At 64.1% G+C, this 18,055-nt stretch carries 15 protein-coding genes; 11 read left to right on the top strand and 4 right to left on the bottom strand.

The features are described 5' to 3' along the window. The first annotated feature begins 1 nt into the window (after nt 1). From HMPREF1224_RS39520 to HMPREF1224_RS39545, 6 genes are all read left to right on the top strand, one after another. Complete coding sequence (locus HMPREF1224_RS39520; RefSeq protein WP_003087788.1) at nt 2–2,725, top strand: winged helix-turn-helix domain-containing protein; 2,724 nt, start codon at nt 2–4, stop codon at nt 2,723–2,725. Nucleotides 2,726–2,956: 231 nt separating this feature from the next. Beyond that, the gene (locus HMPREF1224_RS39525; RefSeq protein WP_003098074.1) at nt 2,957–3,394 is read left to right on the top strand and encodes a DUF6160 family protein; all 438 of its coding nucleotides are present in this window, start codon (nt 2,957–2,959) and stop codon (nt 3,392–3,394) included. A gap of 78 nt (nt 3,395–3,472) precedes the next feature. Continuing rightward, a complete protein-coding gene (locus HMPREF1224_RS39530; RefSeq protein ID WP_003098072.1) occupies nt 3,473–4,234 on the top strand; it encodes a C39 family peptidase in 762 nt (253 codons plus the stop codon). Between the two features lie 40 nt (nt 4,235–4,274). Next, a complete protein-coding gene (locus HMPREF1224_RS39535) occupies nt 4,275–5,300 on the top strand; it encodes a transporter (RefSeq protein ID WP_003120313.1) in 1,026 nt (341 codons plus the stop codon). 19 nt (nt 5,301–5,319) lie between these two features. Next, nucleotides 5,320–6,918, top strand: coding sequence for an outer membrane protein transport protein (locus tag HMPREF1224_RS39540; protein ID WP_003098070.1), 1,599 nt, complete (start codon nt 5,320–5,322; stop codon nt 6,916–6,918). A 13-nt stretch (nt 6,919–6,931) separates the two neighbouring features. Next, nucleotides 6,932–8,119, top strand: a complete 1,188-nt coding sequence (locus HMPREF1224_RS39545; RefSeq protein ID WP_010794036.1) for a MalM family protein — start codon at nt 6,932–6,934, stop codon at nt 8,117–8,119. Nucleotides 8,120–8,175: 56 nt separating this feature from the next. Here the strand turns inward: HMPREF1224_RS39545 and HMPREF1224_RS39550 are convergent, their stop codons facing one another. From HMPREF1224_RS39550 to HMPREF1224_RS39565, 4 genes are all read right to left on the bottom strand, one after another. Then, nucleotides 8,176–9,159 carry an alpha-L-glutamate ligase-like protein gene (locus HMPREF1224_RS39550; RefSeq protein ID WP_003120311.1) on the bottom strand — a complete coding sequence of 328 codons (984 nt, stop codon included), beginning with the start codon at nt 9,157–9,159 and terminating at the stop codon, nt 8,176–8,178. A gap of 3 nt (nt 9,160–9,162) precedes the next feature. Continuing rightward, the gene (locus HMPREF1224_RS39555; protein ID WP_003087809.1) at nt 9,163–10,689 is read right to left on the bottom strand and encodes an osmotic stress tolerance membrane protein RloB; all 1,527 of its coding nucleotides are present in this window, start codon (nt 10,687–10,689) and stop codon (nt 9,163–9,165) included. Nucleotides 10,690–10,694: 5 nt separating this feature from the next. Next, nucleotides 10,695–11,234: a retropepsin-like aspartic peptidase RloA gene (locus HMPREF1224_RS39560; protein WP_003087811.1), complete on the bottom strand. Its 540-nt coding sequence runs from the start codon at nt 11,232–11,234 to the stop codon at nt 10,695–10,697. Between the two features lie 290 nt (nt 11,235–11,524). Continuing rightward, nucleotides 11,525–12,343 carry a posphoenolpyruvate synthetase regulatory kinase/phosphorylase PpsR gene (locus HMPREF1224_RS39565; protein ID WP_003087813.1) on the bottom strand — a complete coding sequence of 273 codons (819 nt, stop codon included), beginning with the start codon at nt 12,341–12,343 and terminating at the stop codon, nt 11,525–11,527. 171 nt (nt 12,344–12,514) lie between these two features. On the opposite strand from HMPREF1224_RS39565, the gene ppsA reads away from it, so the two are divergent. The 5 genes from ppsA (at nt 12,515) to HMPREF1224_RS39590 (ending at nt 18,054) form a co-directional block, all read left to right on the top strand. After that, on the top strand, nt 12,515–14,890 hold the full coding sequence (gene ppsA, locus HMPREF1224_RS39570) for a phosphoenolpyruvate synthase (RefSeq protein ID WP_003098065.1): 2,376 nt from the start codon (nt 12,515–12,517) through the stop codon (nt 14,888–14,890). Between the two features lie 69 nt (nt 14,891–14,959). Continuing rightward, nucleotides 14,960–15,970, top strand: coding sequence for an alpha/beta fold hydrolase (locus HMPREF1224_RS39575; RefSeq protein ID WP_003087820.1), 1,011 nt, complete (start codon nt 14,960–14,962; stop codon nt 15,968–15,970). Between the two features lie 106 nt (nt 15,971–16,076). Beyond that, nucleotides 16,077–16,565: a ribonuclease E activity regulator RraA gene (gene rraA / locus HMPREF1224_RS39580; protein WP_003087823.1), complete on the top strand. Its 489-nt coding sequence runs from the start codon at nt 16,077–16,079 to the stop codon at nt 16,563–16,565. A 187-nt stretch (nt 16,566–16,752) separates the two neighbouring features. Continuing rightward, nucleotides 16,753–17,751 (top strand): zinc transporter ZntB, encoded by a 999-nt coding sequence (locus HMPREF1224_RS39585; RefSeq protein ID WP_003098062.1) that lies wholly within the window; start codon nt 16,753–16,755, stop codon nt 17,749–17,751. A 48-nt stretch (nt 17,752–17,799) separates the two neighbouring features. Beyond that, nucleotides 17,800–18,054: a hypothetical protein gene (locus HMPREF1224_RS39590; RefSeq protein ID WP_003120308.1), complete on the top strand. Its 255-nt coding sequence runs from the start codon at nt 17,800–17,802 to the stop codon at nt 18,052–18,054. The last annotated feature ends 1 nt before the right edge of the window (nt 18,055 follow it).

The following is an 18,055-nucleotide window of genomic DNA, read 5'->3' on the forward strand; positions in this document are numbered from 1 at the left end:
CATGGGCCATCGCGACGGGGTTCCCGCCAGCACCATCCCGCTGTTGCAGACCAAGCTGTTCCCGCCAGGCGCCGGAGGGTTGCCGCTGCTTCCCCGCCAGGCGCTGATCGACCGCCTGTACGAGGCCCGCGGGCGACGCGCGATGGTGCTCAGCGCGCCGGCCGGCTTCGGCAAGAGCACCATCCTCTGCCAGTTGCGCCTGCGCCTGCTGGAGCAGGGCGCGGCGGTGGCATGGTTGTCCTGCGACGAGACCGACAGCGAACCGCAGCGTCTGATCCAGTACCTGCTGGCGAGCATCCAGCGAGTGGTCCCGGCATTCGGCGGCAATACCGCCAATCTGCTCGGCACCGACGTCGCGGTGCCGCTGGAGGGCATCCTGGATGCCTTCCTCGCCGACCTGCGTCGCCTGGAAGGCCCCTTGTACCTGTTCCTCGACGATTTCCACCGCATCCGCCACGCCGCCTTGCCGCATGGGGTTCGCTACCTGATCGAGAACCTGCCCGATCACGTGCGGGTGGTGGCCTCGACCCGCTTCCGCCCGCGCTTCCTGGTCGACGAACCGACCCTCAAGCCCTGGACCTTCTGCCTGAGCGCGGAAGACCTGCGACTTTCGCGCGAGGAGAGCGATGCGTTTCTCCTCGACCTCAAGGGGCTGGAGCTGGGCGAGCGCGAGCTGAAGCTGCTGTTCAAGCGCACCGAAGGCTGGATCACGGCGTTGCACCTGGCGGCCCTGGCCCTCAGTCGCAATACCGACCGGGAAGGTTTCCTCCGCGGGCTCTCCGGGACCGAACGGAACATCGCCGACTACCTGGCGGAAGACGTGCTGGCCAGCCTGCCCGCCGACCTGCAGCTGTTCCTCGACCAGACCTCGGTGCTCGATGAGTTCAATGCGGAACTGTGCAATGCGCTGACCGGGCGTCGCGACGGCCTGGACATGCTCATGCGCCTGCAGAACGAGCAGTTGTTCGTCATCGCCCTGGACGACCAGCGCGAATGGTTCCGCTACCACCATCTGTTCGCCGAGTTCCTCCAGGGGCGGCTGTCCCGGCATGCCGATCCGACCCCGTTGCTGCATGCGGCGGCGCGCTGGTGCGAGGGGCGCGACCTGGCCGACCGGGCGATCAAGTACGCCCTTCGCGCCCGCGACTACCTGTTCGCCGCCGAGTTGCTGGAGCGCCAGGGCGCGCGCCTGATCGCCGGTAACCGGGTGTACGGCATCCTCGGCATGCTCAACGGCATTCCCGCCGAGGTGATCCGCGAGCATCCGGTGTTCCAGATCTTCTACGCCTGGCAACTGGCGTTCGAGCAACGCTTCGCCGAGGCCGAGGCGTTGATCGAGGAGGTCAGCCACCGCCTCTTGCAGGGGCGCGGCAAGGTCATGCACTTCGGGCTCGGCGAGTTGCTCGCCGCCGCCCAGGTGCTCAAGGCCCTGGTGTTGCTCTACCAGGACAAGCTCGAAGCCTGCCTGAAGGTCGCCCGTCACTGGCTGTCCATGGTCCCGAGCAACCAGCCGGTGTTCCGCGCCAGCCTGCTCTGCGTGCAGGCTTCGGCGCATGCGCTGCTCGGCGACTACGCCGAGGCCGCCGGCGCCATCGGTTCCGCGCGGGAGGACCTGAAAGTCGCCGACAGCGAGTACCTGCAGGTGGTGACCAGCCTGATCGAATCCCTGATCTGCAAGGAGAGTGGCGACCTGGAGCGGGGCAGGGCGATAGCCGAGTCGGCGCGCAACCGGGTCGAGCAGGTATTCGGCCGGCGCAGCCGGGTCGGCGGACCCTTGTCGCTGGCCTATGCCGACCTGCTCTACGAGCAGGACCGGCATGCCGGCGTGCTCGCCGAACTACCGCTGGCGACGGTCTGGCGGGATGTCGCGACGCCGGTGGAACTGCTCAGTCGCGGCCAGTTGGTCATGGCCAAGGCTCGCTTCTTCTCCGGCGCCGCCGAGCAGGGGCTGGCGCAACTCGACGAATGGCTGAGCGGTCTGCTCTCGCCCGGCTACGAGCGTGTCTATGCTCACGCCATGAGCTGCAAGGTGCAGTTCCTGCTGTGGCTGCGCCGTCCGAACGAAGCCGAACGGGTCTGCCTGCAACTGGAGCGGCATCTTGCCGGGCTCTCCGGCGAGCGGCATGCCGACGCACAGACCGCCCTGGTCCTGGCGGAGGCTCGGCTGGCATTGTCCGAGCGTCACGCGGAACGCGCGCAGAGCAAGCTGGAAAGCTGTCTGGCCGGCTACTCTTCCGCTTACCAGAGGGATCGGCGGCTGCGTTTGTCCTTGTTACTTTCTGTGGCGTATTGGCAGAAAGGTAACAGCGAAAAAGCCATCGGCCTGTTCCTCGCCACGCTCGAGGAAGCCTGGAATCTCGGCTACCGCCGGCTGTTCCAGGACGACGCGTTGTGGCTGTTGCCGATGTGGGAAAGCTGGAGGGAAGCGGAGCCCAAGCGTGCCGCGGCCTGGCAGGGGCTGGCCGACCTGCTCCGCGAGCAGTGCCGGAAGCTCTCCGTGGACCCGGAAAGTTTCGATGAAAATCAGGATGTTAGCCATCGCGAACGGGAAATCCTGCGGCTGGTGGCGGCGGGCTTGTCGAACCGCGATATCGCGCAGGCGGTGCACCTGTCGGAAGCCACCATCAAGTGGCACCTGCACAACCTGTTCGCCAAGCTGGGTGTGAAGAGCAGAACGCAAGCCGTACTAAAGGGTAAAAGCCTGGGACTGCTGAGCGAGGCGTGAGCGGCAGCCGCCATCGCTCCATCCCTTGGATGGGCTGGCGGCGGAAGGGGTGGCCCAGTAGCTTGGAATCCAGGACGAGAGAGCATGAGGCTCTACCGAATCCATGTCCGGGACGCCTAGGGAAGCAGTACCGGACCTGGAGACCGGCGAGATGCCGGTCGATCTGCCGGGGACAGGATGCAAACGGCAGTGCCCTGGGGCAAACCACACCTGAACACTGGAGAAATAACAATGAAAAAGCACCTGTTCCTTGCAACTGCTGTTCTGGCTGCTCCCTTGCTGGCGCATGCCGACCTGAAAGCCATGGACGATGGCGCGCTGTCCGACGTGACCGGCCAGGCAGGCATCAGCATTTCCGGTACTTTCCAGGGCTCCGTCGGGGCCGTGACCTACACCGATACCGACACCAACGGCGGCTCCCTGCGGCTGGAGAACATCAGCCTGCCGGCGCTGACCATCGACGATACCAAGCCGCTGACCATCGACGTCGTCACCACCGATATCGGCGGCAAGTCGACCCAGCAACTGGCCATCGGCCTGCCGGCCATCACCGGCGACGTGACCGTTGGCGCCATCAAGGTGGGCGACACCAGCGCCGCCAGCATCGGCTCGCTGACCGTCTCCGGGCTGAACATGGCCGGTTCCACCATCAAGGTCTGGGGTCACTGATCCAGGAACCGAGTCGAGACGCGAAGACCTCGTCGAGGCATCGGCGGGGTCTTTCTCCGAAAGAGGTACGACGGGGCGATGTTCGAGATTTTGCTGGGAAGTCTGATCGGGCTGTTCGGGTTCACCCAGACGGTCGATACCAAGCCGCAACCGCAGGGCACGGTCAACCTCAGCCAGCCTCTGACCCCCAATGGACCCTACCGCGAATCGGTGCAGCTGGAGCCGATGAGCCAGTTGCAGTTCCGCAACGTCATCCGCCAGGCCTATGACTACAGCTGCGGCTCGGCGGCGCTTACCACGCTGCTGGACTACTACCTCGGGCGCAACCTCGAGGAACGCCAGGTCATGGAAGGGCTGCTGCGCTATGGCGAGGCCGATAAGATCGTGCAGCGCCGCGGTTTCTCGCTGCTCGACATGAAGCGCTACGCCGCTGCGCTGGGCTACAAGAGCGGTGGTTTTCGCGCCGAGTTCAGCGACCTGGACGCTCTCGAGCATCCGGCGCTGGTCCCCATCCACTATGCCGGCTTCAAGCATTTCGTGGTGGTGCGCGATGTCTACAACGATCACGTCTTCGTCGCCGATCCGGCCTTGGGCAACATCAGCTTCACCCGGACGCGCTTCGAGGAAATCTGGGACCAGAACGTCCTGTTCGTGATCTTCCCGAGTGGGCAGGAGCCCCGCAACGCGCTGGCGCTGAACGATCGCGACATGCGCCTGGTGGACGACCGCACCGTCAGCCTGCTGGCGTTCCGCGAGTTTCCGCAGATCAACAAGATCACTGAAAACCAGGTCCGTGAGCTGGGCACTGGTGGCGACGTCATACACCTGCGCACCAAGTAGCAGATACCCAAAAACAAGAACAATCTCTGGGGATAGCGCCATGAGAATCAGGGGGTACACATGCGCGGCGGCGCTGATGCTGTCTATCAGCGGTTTGTCCGTTGCCGAGGAAGCCTCGGTCGACCAGGCCCGTGACGCGCTGGCCAAGAAGAATGACGATGCCGACAGCGCCAAGGCGCTGGAGGAAGTCTTCCAGGCCGCCGAGAAGAGCTACACCTTGCTGAAGAAGGGCGAGCGGACCCTGACCTACGGTTTCGACTACGCGCTGGTGCGCGACCAGCGGCTGACCCTGGTGCCGCTGACCAAGACCAGCGGCGGCACGCAGATCTACGGCCTCGCCGGCCGGCAGAGCCAGTCCCAGCACACCTTCACCAACTCCTTCACCTTCGACTACGGGATCTGGGACAACCTCACCTTCAGTTTCCGCCTGCCGCTGGTAGCCAAGTACGACACCGAGATGGATACCCACGCCTACAGCCTCGGCGACGTTTCCGCGACCTTGCGCTGGCAGCCCTGGGCGGCGGTGCGCGGGCGGCCGGTCACCACGCTGTATACCACCATCGGCCTGCCGACCGGCGACAGTCCCTACAAGACCAACCTGGACAAGGACATCTCCACCGGCAACGGCTACTACAGCCTGGGCTTCGGCGCGAACATGTCCTATGTGATCGACCCGGTGGTCCTCTACGGCTCGCTCGGCTACACCTGGAACCTGCCGGTGGACGACGTGCACCAGACCCTGGCCGACAACTCCCAGCTGGAGAAGGTCTCGCCCGGCAACACGATCAACTTCAACATGGGCATGGCCTACGCGCTGTCCTACGACGTCTCGCTGGCGACCTCGTACCAGATGGCCTACACGCTGAAGAACCGCTACCACACCACTGCCGGTACGTTCGAGTCGTCCGAACAGACCAGTAGCATCATGAACTTCTCGCTCGGCTTGCGGACGTCACCGGACTACATCGTCAACGTCAACGCCGGTTTCGGCCTCACGGAAGACTCGCCGGATGTACTGCTGGGGTTATCCGTACCCCTCGATATCAAAGGGCTGAAGGCCCAGTAACCCGCGAGCGAGGCCTGTTATGAAGATGCGCATTGCGCCGCTCTGGCTGGCGCTGGCAGGGGTGTGCCTGGCCTGGATTCCGCCGGCCGGCGCGCAGATGGCCAACGACCTGACCATCGGCAACCCGAAAGCCATGGCCCTCGGCAACGCCGTGACCGCCGACGAGACCGGCATCGATTCGGTGCACTACAACCCGGCGGCGCTGACCAGGATGAAGGGCCGCCAGGCGACCGTGAAGCTGCTCACCGGGGTAATGGACATCCGCGCCGGCTTCAAGGCGCCGCCGAACTACGGCGAAGGCACCTTCGGCCTGCGCGACGACCCGGTCGCCAACAGCCACAGCCGGACCCTGACCCCGACCATGTACCTGCCCGGCCTCGGCGGCATGACCGACGTGCCGTTGCTGGTGGCGCCGCTGGCCGGGATCTCGATCAACCCGCCGGGTTCCAAGTTCACCTTCGCCACCAACGTCTACACCCCGCAAGCGCTGGGCTACAGCCGCGATTCCGATAGCGATCCGGCGCGCTACCAGGGACGCGAGGTGTCGTTGCAGCGGCTCACCTACTTCTCGCCGACCCTGGCCTACCAGGTCAACGACGAGCTGTCGGTCGGCCTGTCGGTGGGTTTCTCCCACCAGGCAGTAGCGTTGAACGAGGATTTCCGGGCGCCGAACCAGTTGCTCGGGCTGTTGCAGCAGACCAAGGAGATCGGTTGCCTGCCGGGAATGCAGGAGATCCTCGAGGTGTTCTTCAACGTCTGCGGCGGCAACATCGGTCCGTTCCAGAACCTGGCCAATATCGACCTGGACATGCAGCAGTCGCTTTCGCCCAGCTTCAACCTCGGCGTGCTCTGGGAGCCCACCGACTGGTTCGCCTGGGGCGCGACCTACCAGAGCGAGTCGCGGATGAGGCTCAAGGGCAAGTACCGGGTCGACTACGGCCAGGGCTGGCAGGGTTTCTGGACCGGGGTGCACAAGTCGCTCGGCGGTGCGATCCTCGGCCAGATGTTCCCCTACGGGAACGTCGACGAAGAGCATGGCAACGCCACGATGAACATGGTCTATCCGGATGCCTTCTCCACCGGCGTGAAGCTGCGCCCGTTCAAGAAGTGGCAATTCAACTTCGACCTGAAATGGAACGGCTACAGCGACTGGAACGAGTTCAAGATCGAGTTCGACCGCGAGCTCGACCTGTTGCGCATCGCCAAGTACCTCGACTCGAAGGACGCCACCAGCCACAGCATCACCCTCGACCGCGGCTACCGCGATACCTGGAGCTGGGCCATGGGCGTGCAGTACGACGTCAACGACCGTTTGCAGCTGCGCGCCGGCTACGAATACCGGCCTTCGGCGATCCCCAAGGGCCAGGCGGACATCCTGGTGCCGATCGGCGATGCCAATCTCTACGGCCTGGGGCTGGGCTACCAGTGGGACAAGGACACGGTGATCGATGTCGGTTTCAACTACTTCGTCACCAAGCAGAGCGTCAAGGCCGATACCAGCTGCAACCTGAACTGCACCGGGCTCGACAACCTGGTGTACAACCCCTACGCGGGACTGGACGTGGACACCACGGTGAAGGCCTATATTTTCGCCATGACCTACCGTACGACCTTCTGAGGGCTGGAGCTTGATGCGCGCATCCATCGTACTTTGCGTCTTCTCCCTGGCGCTGCCGGCATCTTCGCCGGGCTGGGCCTCCGGCGGGCGCTACCTGACCTGGGTGGACGACAATGGCGGGGTGCACAACACCTTCGTCGACGGCCAGTTCGACCGCCAGCAGCGCCAGGCGCGACAGCGCATCGGCCAGAGCGACCAGGCGCGGGTGCTGAACAAGGCGGACAACGCCACGCAGTGGCCGGGGAACAGCAGCGGAGGGGAGAGCAAGCGTCGCTACTACACCTGGATCGATGCCAACGGCAACGTGCAGAACAGCTTCTATGCCGGCGCCCAGGTCGCCGGCCAGCGCGCCGACTACGTCCTGCCCAACGGCGAGCACTCCGCCGAATACATCGACGCCGAGGCCTTCGAGGGCAAGGGTTTCGTTCGCAGCGAGAACGGCAGTCCCTACTACACCTGGGTGGACGAGAAGGGCCGCATGCACAACTCGCAGATCCCGCCCGAGGAGCGCGCGGCGCGCTTCAAGCGGGAGGCCGCGCCTTCGTCGCAGATCGCCTTCACCGAGGGCCGGCAGATCGAGTTCAAGCAGCGTCCGGCGGCGTTGCCCGGCCTGGATGGCGCCGGCCAGCAGAGCGATGCGCTGAAGGCTTTGCTCAAGGGCACCGAGATGACCATCGACGATCTCTACCAGGACCTGCAACGGCGCTGCTGCGAGCAGATCACCGAGAGCGACTTCACCGAACTGGATGCCGACGAACCGCGCTACGAGGAGTTGAACCGCTTCTCGCCGAGCTTCGACTTTCCCATGGGCAGGAGCTTCTACGCGGCGATCCGGCTGCCGCGCTCCCAGGGGGTCTACGGCCTGCGCATCCGCAGTTTCGCCAATCGCCAGGTGGTCTACCCGTCGCTGCTGTTCCTCGACGAGCACAAGCGGCCGACCCGGCTGGTCAGCGACGCGGTGTACAAGCTGAACCCGGAAACCTGGTATCGCTACGCTTTCATCGAGGGTACGGTGCCGGTGCGGGCCAATCGCGGCGAGCGCTACGTGCTGCTGCTGACCACCGACGAGGACCGCTCGCTGCAAACCCTCGACAACAAGCCGTTCAAGCGTCCGCTACAGGGCCTGGCGGTGAACGAGGCGGGTCTGCAGGTGCATGAGCACGCCCGGCAGGGCGGCTTCGAGCTGGCCGTGGTGCGTTGAAATCCGAGACATGAAAAAGCCCGGCCGGAGCCGGGCTTCTTCATACCGGAAGCACGTCAGCCCTGTTGCTGCTGGACGTGGCCGAACAGCTGCTGGGAGAAGCGTACGCGCTCTTCCGCGGACTCTTCGATGCCTTTCGCCTTGAGTTCTTCCAGTCGCGCCTCGACGGCGTGGCAGCGGTGCACCAGGCCGCTGTCGTTGGCGATCTGGATGTTCAGGCCCGGGCGGGCGTTGAGTTCGAGGATCAGCGGGCCTTTCTCCTGGTCGAGAACCATGTCCACGCCGATGTAGCCGAGGCCCGACAACTCGTAGCAACCGGCCGCCAGCTTCATGAAGCCGTCCCAGTTCGGCAGTTGCACACCGTCCACCGCGTTGGTGGTGTCCGGGTGCTTGGCGATCTTGTTGTTCAGCCAGGTGCCGCGCAGGGTGACGCCGGTGGCCAGGTCGACGCCCACGCCGATGGCGCCCTGGTGCAGGTTGGCCTTGCCGCCCGACTGCCGGGTCGGCAGGCGCAGCATGGCCATCACCGGGTAGCCCATCAGTACGATGATGCGGATGTCCGGCACACCTTCGTAGCTGATGCTCTTGAAGATCTGGTCGGGGGTCACCCGGTACTCGATCAGTACGCGGTCGCGATGACCGCCGAGGGAGTAGAGGCCGGAGAGGATGCTCGAGATGTGGTGCTCGATCTCCTCGTGGCTGACGATCTTCCCCGACACGGTCTTGTAGCGGCCCTCGAAGCGGTCGGCGATCACCATGATGCCGTCGCCGCCGGCGCCCTGCGCCGGCTTGATGACGAAATCGTTGTGCTCGCCGATGATCTCGTTGAGCTTGTCGATGCCTTTCTCGGTCTCGATGATGCCGTACATCTCCGGCACGTGGATGCCGGCCTCGAGCGCGCGTTCCTTGGTGATGATCTTGTCGTCCACCACCGGATACAGGTGCCGCTTGTTGTACTTCAGGACGTAATCGGCATTGCGTCGGTTGATGCCCATCACGCCTTTCGCGGTCAGGTCTTTCCAGGTCTTCCAGATCGACATGGTTCAGTCCTTGAGCAGGGCCTTGAAGCGGAACAGCTCGGTCAGGCGGTAGCCGCGGTAGCGGCCCATGGCGAGCATGAAGGCGACCAGGATCAGCAGCACGGCCGGGAAGGTGAAGATGAAGTACACCAGTTCCGGGATGCGCATGAGGATGTGCGCCAGCGATGCCGCGAAAAGGGTGCCGATGGCCACCTTCATCGCATGGCCGCCGCCGCGCTCTTCCCAGGTGATCGACAGGCGTTCGATGGTCATGGTCAGGATCACCATCGGGAACAGGGCGATCGACAGGCCGCTCTCGAAGCCGAGCTTGTGGCTGAACAGGCTGATCACCGCGATCATCACCACCACGAAGGTCAGCACCACCGAGAGGCGCGGCAGCATCTGCAGCTTCAGGTGCTCGAGATAGGAGCGCAGCGACAGGCCCAGGGCGGTGATCACGGTGAACAGGGCGATACCCCATTGCAGGCCGGTCTCGCGGAAGGCCAGGGCGATCAGAACCGGGGTGAAGGTGCCAAGGGTCTGCAGGCCGATCAGGTTGCGCAGGATCAGGATCACCAGCACGCCGATCGGGATCATGATCATGATCTGGAAGGTCTGCTGGGTGGACAGCGGCAGGCCGTACAGGGAGTACTCGAGGAAGGCCGCCTCGGTGTTCTCGTCGGACAGCTTGGCCAGGCGGATGGCGTTCATCTCGCTGCTGTTCAGGCTGAAGCTGACCTGGGCCTTCTTGCCGCCGTCGATGGTCATCAGCGGCTCATCGCCAAGCCACCAGATCAGGCGATCGGAGGGCAGACCCTGTTCGCCGGTGACCACGTTGAAATACAGCCAGTTCTCGCCGTTGAAGCTGCGCAGCCACAGTTCCGGGCTCTGTTGCAGGTCGGCGACCAGACGGATGGTGTGGACCCGCTCCATCGGCACGTGGGCGATGGACAGCAGGGTCTCGACGATATGCGCTTTCTTTTCCAGGCTGGTGTCGCCGGCCATCAGCAGCTTGACGTTGTCGTCGTTGCCGTTGTTGGCGCGCTTGATGGCTTCGCTGACGAAGGTCTCGACGTCGGCCGAGTGCTGGCGAATGGGGGCCAGCAGGGCTTCTGCGGCGATCTTCTCCGGGCCTTCCAGGGGCAGGCTGTCGCGGAAGATCGGGCCTTTCTCCTTGGTCTTCTCGCCGGTGTAGCGCTTGGTCAGCACCAGGCGGTAGTACAGGGTCTGCTTGCCGTTGGCGCGGCGGGCGGACCAGGTCACCTTGCGATTGCCGTCGGCGCGATTGATGCTGACGCCGTAATTGTTGGAGACGAAGCTTTCGTTGAGGCTGACGTAGTCCTGGCTCAACGGCGGAACGAACATCTGCACCTTGACCGGGGTTTTCGGCGTGGCGACGAAGTCGACCTTGGCATCGATGTTCCAGAGGTCATCGGTTTCGGCTTCGGTAACGGGAATACCCTGGACGAAAATCTGATAGGCGGTGATCGCCACACCCAGGGTCAGCAGGATGGCGATCAGGACTTTCAGATGCAGGTTGAGAGAGCGCATGTCGTTTACTCAGCAGGTTTTGCATCAGGTTTGCAGCCGGGTTTCCCGGCCGAGTATTTCAAACTCGGATCGACCAGTGCGTCGAATTTCTTCAAGGCCTCCGAGCCGATCAAAAGCGGGTATTGGAATGCACTTCGGTCGGTCAGGTTCACTTCGATGGTGCGAATCGCCTTGCCCATGCAGACCTGCAGCTCGATCACCGGACGGGCGGTATAGGCCTTGCCCTCGTCGGGGTTGAAGTCGCCGTGGCGGCGCTTGATCTTGCTGATCCGCGCCAGGGGCTTCTCGATCGGGGTGTCGTCGGCGTTGTCGGTGGCCAGGTAGAAGCGCACCCAGGTTTCGCCGTCGCGCTTGAAACGCTTGATGTCGCGGGCGCTGAGGGAGGCGGTCTTGGCGCCGGTGTCGAGCTTGGCGGCCAGCTGGATGTCCGGGTCGTTGATGCGCGCGTATTCGTTCAGGCCGTAGACCGTCTTTTCGGCGGCTACGCTCAGGCCTGGTACGGCGATGAATAGGCAGAGCAGGGGAGCTAAGGGCTTGAGTTTCATAAGTCCTGGTTGGTGTCGCGTTCGGCGGGTCGATCTTGCGATCGCTGTCCAGTCCGTGACGGAAAACCCTGCGTCATCGACCTGCGCTCGGCAGGCCGGGCATGCCGGGCGCCCCGCCAGGCGCATGCGGGCCGCATTCTATCACGCGGTTTTTCGGCAGCGACAGCCGCTTATACCACTTGGTCGGGGTTTTGCCCCTGGGATGAAACGAAATTCCATCCAGGGGCTCGAAGCGTTACCGGAAGCGGGCAAGGGACCTTGGCGGTGCCGAGCCGCTGGCCCCGGAGCGGTTATTTGAAGCGCCGTTCCACGCCTTTTTCGACGAGGATCTTTGCGGAAATCTCCTCCACCGAGAAATGCGTGGAGTTGATGTAGGCGATGTTTTCGCGGCGGAACAGGCTTTCGACCTCGCGTACCTCGAATTCGCACTGGGCGAAGCTGGCGTAGCGACTGTTGGGCTTGCGCTCGTTGCGAATCGCGGTGAGGCGATCGGGGTCGATGGTCAGGCCGAACAGCTTGTGCTTGTACTGCTTGAGGGCGTTCGGCAGTTGCAGGCGCTCCATGTCCTCTTCCGTCAACGGGTAGTTGGCGGCGCGGATGCCATACTGCAGGGCCATGTACAGGCAGGTGGGCGTCTTGCCGCAGCGCGAGACGCCGACCAGGATCAGGTCGGCCTTGTCGTAGTAGTGGGTGCGGGCGCCGTCGTCGTTGTCGAGGGCGAAGTTCACCGCCTCGATGCGATCCATGTAGTTGGAGTTGTGGCCGATGGAGTGGGACTTGCCGACCGAATAGGACGAGTCGGCCGAAAGCTCCTGTTCCAGAGGCGAAAGAAAGGTGGCGAAGATATCGATCATGAAACCGTTGGATTGCGCCAGGACCGCCCGGATGTCGCGGTTCACGATGGTATCGAAGATGATCGGGCGGGCCCCGTCCGACTCGGCAGCATTATTGATTTGCTGTACCATGGCGCGCGCTTTTTCTTCGGTATCGATGTACGGTCTCGTCAGTTTGACGAAGCTGATGTTCTCGAACTGTGCCAGAAGGCTTTGGCCCAGGGTTTCGGCGGTGATACCGGTGCCGTCCGAGATGAAGAATGCGGTTCGTTTCATTTGCACCGAAAGCCTTAAGGTAGGAACGATTCTTGGCTATGATAGGCCGCGCGTTGTCAGAGGCCTTTCTGTCGCAGCATTGTCACTTATTTCTAAGGGCCAGGCCAGAATCCAGCGGAGCTGCTCCTGGCCCCGCTTGAGCTTTTCCAATTCAATAGTGGAGAGATCACCTTGGTAGAGTACGTAGTTTCCCTCGATAAGCTCGGCGTCCATGATGTAGAGCATGTGGGGGGCAAGAACGCATCCCTCGGCGAGATGATCAGCAACCTGGCCGGTGCCGGCGTTTCCGTACCCGGCGGATTTGCCACAACCGCCCAGGCCTACCGTGACTTCCTCGAGCAGAGTGGCCTCAACGACCGTATCCACGCGGCCCTGGACGCCCTGGACGTCGACGACGTCAACGCCCTGGCCAAGACCGGCGCGCAGATCCGCCAGTGGGTGATGGAAGCCGAGTTCCCGGCCCGTCTCGACAGCGAGATCCGCCAGGCCTTCGCCGCCCTGGCCAACGGCAACGACAACCTCGCCGTGGCAGTGCGTTCCTCCGCTACCGCCGAAGACCTTCCGGACGCCTCGTTCGCCGGCCAGCAGGAAACCTTCCTCAATATCCGCGGCGTGGACAATGTGATCCGCGCAGCAAAAGAGGTCTTCGCCTCCCTGTTCAACGACCGCGCCATTGCCTACCGCGTGCACCAGGGCTTCGACCACAAGCTGGTCGCCTTGTCCGCCGGCGTGCAGCGCATGGTCCGCTCGGAAACCGGCACCGCCGGGGTGATGTTCACCCTGGACACCGAATCCGGCTTCCGCGACGTGGTCTTCATCACTGGTGCCTACGGCCTGGGCGAGACCGTGGTCCAGGGCGCGGTGAACCCCGACGAGTTCTACGTCCACAAGCCGACCCTGGAAGCCGGGCGTCCGGCCATCCTGCGCCGCAACCTGGGTAGCAAGGCGATCAAGATGATCTACGGCGACGAAGCCAAGGCCGGTCGCTCGGTCAAGGTAGTGGACGTCGATCGCGCCGATCGCGCCCGCTTCGCCCTGAGCGACGCCGAGGTCACCGAGCTGGCCAAGCAGGCCATGATCATCGAGAAGCACTATGGCCGCCCGATGGACATCGAATGGGCCAAGGACGGTGACGACGGCAAGCTGTACATCGTCCAGGCACGCCCGGAAACCGTGAAGAGCCGCGCCAGCGCCACGGTCATGGAGCGCTACCTGCTGAAAGAGAAGGGGACCGTCCTGGTGGAAGGGCGTGCCATCGGCCAGCGCATCGGTGCCGGTCCGGTCAAGGTGATCAACGACGTGTCGGAAATGGACAAGGTCCAACCGGGTGACGTCCTGGTCTCCGACATGACCGACCCGGACTGGGAGCCGGTGATGAAGCGCGCCAGCGCCATCGTCACCAACCGCGGCGGGCGTACCTGCCACGCGGCGATCATCGCTCGCGAACTGGGCATCCCGGCGGTGGTCGGTTGCGGCAACGCCACCCAGATCCTGCAGGATGGCCAGGGGGTGACCGTTTCCTGTGCCGAAGGCGATACCGGCTTCATCTTCGAAGGCGAACTCGGTTTCGATGTGCGCAAGAACTCGGTCGACGCCATGCCCGACCTTCCGTTCAAGATCATGATGAACGTCGGCAATCCCGATCGCGCTTTCGATTTCGCCCAGTTGCCGAACGAAGGCGTGGGCCTGGCCCGCCTCGAATTCATCATCAACCGCATGATCGGCGTGCACCCCAAGGCATTGCTGAACTTCGCCGGCCTGCCGGCGGACATCAAGGAAAGCGTGGAGAAGCGCATCGCCGGCTATCCCGATCCGGTCGGCTTCTACGTCGAGAAGCTGGTGGAAGGCATCAGCACCCTGGCCGCGGCGTTCTGGCCGAAGAAGGTCATCGTGCGCCTGTCCGACTTCAAGTCCAATGAGTACGCCAACCTGATCGGCGGCAAGCTCTACGAGCCGGAAGAAGAGAACCCGATGCTCGGCTTCCGTGGCGCCTCGCGCTACATCAGCGAGTCGTTCCGCGACTGCTTCGAGCTGGAGTGCCGTGCGCTGAAGAAGGTCCGCAACGAAATGGGCCTGACCAACGTCGAGATCATGGTGCCCTTCGTGCGCACCCTGGGCGAGGCGAGCCAGGTGGTCGAGCTGCTGGCCGGGAACGGCCTGAAGCGCGGCGAGAACGGCCTTAAGGTCATCATGATGTGCGAACTGCCGTCGAACGCCCTGCTGGCCGACGAGTTCCTCGAGTTCTTCGATGGCTTCTCCATCGGTTCCAACGACCTGACCCAGCTGACCCTGGGCCTGGATCGAGATTCCGGCATCGTTGCCCACCTGTTCGACGAGCGCAATCCGGCGGTGAAGAAGCTGCTGGCCAACGCCATCGCTGCCTGCAACAAGGCCGGCAAGTACATCGGCATCTGCGGCCAGGGTCCGTCGGACCACCCGGACCTGGCCCGCTGGCTGATGGAGCAGGGCATCGAGAGCGTCTCGCTGAACCCCGACTCGGTGCTGGATACCTGGTTCTTCCTTGCCGAGGGGCAAGACCAGGCCTGATCGGTCCTCGCTGTATCCGGAAAGGGCGGGTAACACCGCCCTTTTTCGTGCCTCCTGTACAAGACAAGCATGCAAAGCAGTAGTCGCCTCTTTCCTGTCGCCCTGGTCAGCGCCGAGTTGCGCGCCGACCTTACCGAAGACATCTATCGCCTGAAGCCCGGCAACAGCCCCGATGCCAGCGTCGAGCTGGTCGTAACCCGGCTCGGACAGCAGGCCGCCGGCGAGCGGCGCGGACCGCCTGTGATCCTCCTGCACGGGAGTTTTTCCAACCGCCGCTTCTGGTACTCGCCGCGTGCGCTCGGACTAGGTCCTTACCTGGCGCGGGCGGGGTTCGATGTCTGGCTGCCGGAAATGCGCGGCCATGGCCTGTCGATTCGCAACGATGGTTACCGGGACAACCGGGTCGCCGACTACGCGCGCTACGACCTGCCGGCGCTGGCCTCCTTCATCCACGAGCAGTGCGGGCAGCCGGCGCACTGGATTGGCCACTCCCTCGGTGGGGTGGTGCTGGCGGCGGGGCTGGGCGGGGGCTACCTGGACCAGGCACGGATCGCTTCCGTGGCGTTGTTCGGTAGCCAGGTCAGCACCGCGCACTGGCTGTTCAGGTTGCCCATGGCAGGCATCCTCGCGCGCCTGCTGCTGCGCCGCGTCGACGCGCTATCCGGAAGCCGTTGGCGGCAGGGCCCGGAAGACGAGCCGGTCGGCGTGGCGCTGGAGGTCCTGCGTTGGCATGGGCTGTTCGGCCGCTTCGGCGAGCCGGGCAACGACTGGTGGAAGGGGCTCGCCGCGGTCGACGTGCCGCTATTGGCGGTCGCCGGGGCTGGGGACCGGCAGGACCCGTCCTGGGCCTGTCGCAAGTTGTTCGAGCAGTTCGCCTCGTCCGAGCGCGAATACCTGTTGCTCGGACGCGAGGCTGGCTACGCCGAGGACTACGGGCATATCGAGATGCTGATCGGCAAGGCGGCCCAGCTAGAGGTCTGGCCCTTGGTGGAGCGCTGGCTGCGCCAGCGATCGCCGGCGGGCGACGAATCCGCGTGGAGCGAGGCGCTAGACGTATCGGAAGCCGGAATCAGCGGCTAACATGTGACGCAAATGGCGGCTCCGGTCACGCCGGCGCCGCCGGGGCGGGCGGCCGATGTTCCTCCGGAGCTGCCCGAGCCGATCCCTTCACCCACAGGAGCTTCCCATGCATTACGTCACTCCCGATCTGTGCGATGCCTATCCTGAGCTGGTCCAGGTCGTCGAACCCATGTTCAGCAACTTCGGCGGCCGCGACTCCTTCGGCGGCGAGATCGTCACCATCAAGTGCTTCGAAGACAACTCGTTGGTCAAGGAGCAGGTCGACAAGGACGGCAAGGGCAAGGTCCTGGTCGTCGATGGCGGTGGTTCGCTGCGCCGCGCCCTGCTGGGCGACATGCTGGCCGAGAAAGCGGCGAAGAACGGCTGGGAAGGGATCGTCGTGTATGGCTGCATCCGTGACGTCGACGTGATCGCCCAGACCGACCTCGGCGTCCAGGCCCTGGCCAGTCATCCGCTGAAGACCGACAAGCGCGGCATCGGCGATCTGAACGTCGCCGTGACCTTCGGCGGCGTCACCTTCCGCCCCGGCGAGTTCGTGTATGCCGACAACAACGGCATCATCGTTTCTCCGCAGGCCTTGAAGATGCCCGAATAGGGCTTTTTAACAGCCGTTCCGGCCCCGGTGACGCAGGCAGCGTCCCGGGGCTTTTTGCTGGAATGAACCCGGGGTGCGCATACGGGTCTCAGGACTGGCTTTAAGGTTGTGCCGCAAGTCCATGAATTGACTGGTACCGGACTTGTGTTTTTACTGTCGAAATGGTCGTTTTACCAAGGGAAGCGCAATGCAAGCGTACGAGTCGGGTGACGAGCGCGGCCTGATCTATGGCTACGTCCTCAACGGGCGCGGCGGCGGACGCCGTGTCGGACGCAACCAGATAGCGGTGCTCGACCTGCTGCCGGAGGAAAGCCTTTGGCTGCACTGGGACCGCGGCGTGCCGGAAGCGCAGGCCTGGCTGCGGGATTCCGCGGGGCTCAGCGAGTTCGCCTGCGATCTGCTGCTGGAGGAGGCGACCCGCCCCCGTTTGCTCGATCTCGGGGCCGAAAGCCTGCTGGTGTTCCTCCGTGGAGTGAACCTGAATCCGGGCGCGGAGCCGGAAGACATGGTTTCGCTGCGGGTATTCGCCGACGCGCGCCGGGTGATCTCGCTGCGCCTGCGGCCGCTGAAGGCGGTGGCCGATCTGCTCGAGGACCTGGAGGCGGGGAAAGGGCCGAAGACGGCATCCGAGGTCGTGTACTACCTCGCGCACTACCTGACCGATCGCGTCGACACGCTGATCAGCGGGATAGCCGACCAGCTCGATGCTGTCGAGGAGCTGGTCGAGGCGGACGAGCGCGCCAGTCCCGACCAGCACCAGTTGCGTACCCTGCGCCGCCGGTCGGCGGGGTTGCGGCGCTACCTGGCGCCGCAGCGGGACATCTACTCGCAACTGGCGCGCTACAAGCTGTCCTGGTTCGTCGAGGACGACGCCGATTACTGGAACGAGCTGAACAACCGGCTGACGCGGAATCTCGAAGAACTCGAGTTGATACGGGAGCGCATCAGCGTCCTGCAGGAAGCCGAGTCGCGGCGAATCACCGAACGGATGAACCGCACCATGTATCTCCTTGGTATAATCACCGGCTTTTTCCTGCCGATGAGCTTCGTCACCGGCCTGCTGGGAATCAATGTCGGCGGCATTCCAGGGGCGGATGCACCGCATGGGTTCTGGCTGGCCTGCCTGCTGATCGGCGGGGTCGCCACCTTCCAGTGGTGGGTATTTCGTCGGCTGCGCTGGCTCTGACGTGACCTGGAGTGAGGAGAGGGCGTCACTCCCTCGTACAGACATGAGGTGCGCATGCACGATCCGTTCGAAGAGTCCCTGCGGGACCTGCTCAAGGCTTCGGCTCCCCAGCCGGACGACGACGCGCGTCTGGGACGGGTGCTGAAGACCGCCAATCGCCAGGTCGGTGCCGGTGACCTGTTCAGCCTGATGGGGCACTGGCTGCAGGCGCTGATGATCGGCATCAACAACGGTTCGCCGCATCTGGCGCCGGTTTCCCGTATTTCCGCGAAAAACGCATCTTCTGCTGACAAGGCTGAGTGAA

The sequence above is a fragment of the Pseudomonas sp. P179 genome (genome assembly GCF_000478485.2).
Taxonomy (GTDB): Bacteria; Pseudomonadota; Gammaproteobacteria; order Pseudomonadales; family Pseudomonadaceae; genus Pseudomonas; species Pseudomonas aeruginosa.

Coding starts and splice junctions, on each gene's coding strand:
- HMPREF1224_RS39520 (WP_003087788.1), top strand. CDS start 2: ATGGGCCATCGCGACGGGGTTCCCGCCAGCACCATCCCGCTGTTGCAG.
- HMPREF1224_RS39525 (WP_003098074.1), top strand. CDS start 2,957: ATGAAAAAGCACCTGTTCCTTGCAACTGCTGTTCTGGCTGCTCCCTTG.
- HMPREF1224_RS39530 (WP_003098072.1), top strand. CDS start 3,473: ATGTTCGAGATTTTGCTGGGAAGTCTGATCGGGCTGTTCGGGTTCACC.
- HMPREF1224_RS39535 (WP_003120313.1), top strand. CDS start 4,275: ATGAGAATCAGGGGGTACACATGCGCGGCGGCGCTGATGCTGTCTATC.
- HMPREF1224_RS39540 (WP_003098070.1), top strand. CDS start 5,320: ATGAAGATGCGCATTGCGCCGCTCTGGCTGGCGCTGGCAGGGGTGTGC.
- HMPREF1224_RS39545 (WP_010794036.1), top strand. CDS start 6,932: ATGCGCGCATCCATCGTACTTTGCGTCTTCTCCCTGGCGCTGCCGGCA.
- HMPREF1224_RS39550 (WP_003120311.1), bottom strand. CDS start 9,159: ATGTCGATCTGGAAGACCTGGAAAGACCTGACCGCGAAAGGCGTGATG.
- HMPREF1224_RS39555 (WP_003087809.1), bottom strand. CDS start 10,689: ATGCGCTCTCTCAACCTGCATCTGAAAGTCCTGATCGCCATCCTGCTG.
- HMPREF1224_RS39560 (WP_003087811.1), bottom strand. CDS start 11,234: ATGAAACTCAAGCCCTTAGCTCCCCTGCTCTGCCTATTCATCGCCGTA.
- HMPREF1224_RS39565 (WP_003087813.1), bottom strand. CDS start 12,343: ATGAAACGAACCGCATTCTTCATCTCGGACGGCACCGGTATCACCGCC.
- HMPREF1224_RS39575 (WP_003087820.1), top strand. CDS start 14,960: ATGCAAAGCAGTAGTCGCCTCTTTCCTGTCGCCCTGGTCAGCGCCGAG.
- rraA (WP_003087823.1), top strand. CDS start 16,077: ATGCATTACGTCACTCCCGATCTGTGCGATGCCTATCCTGAGCTGGTC.
- HMPREF1224_RS39585 (WP_003098062.1), top strand. CDS start 16,753: ATGCAAGCGTACGAGTCGGGTGACGAGCGCGGCCTGATCTATGGCTAC.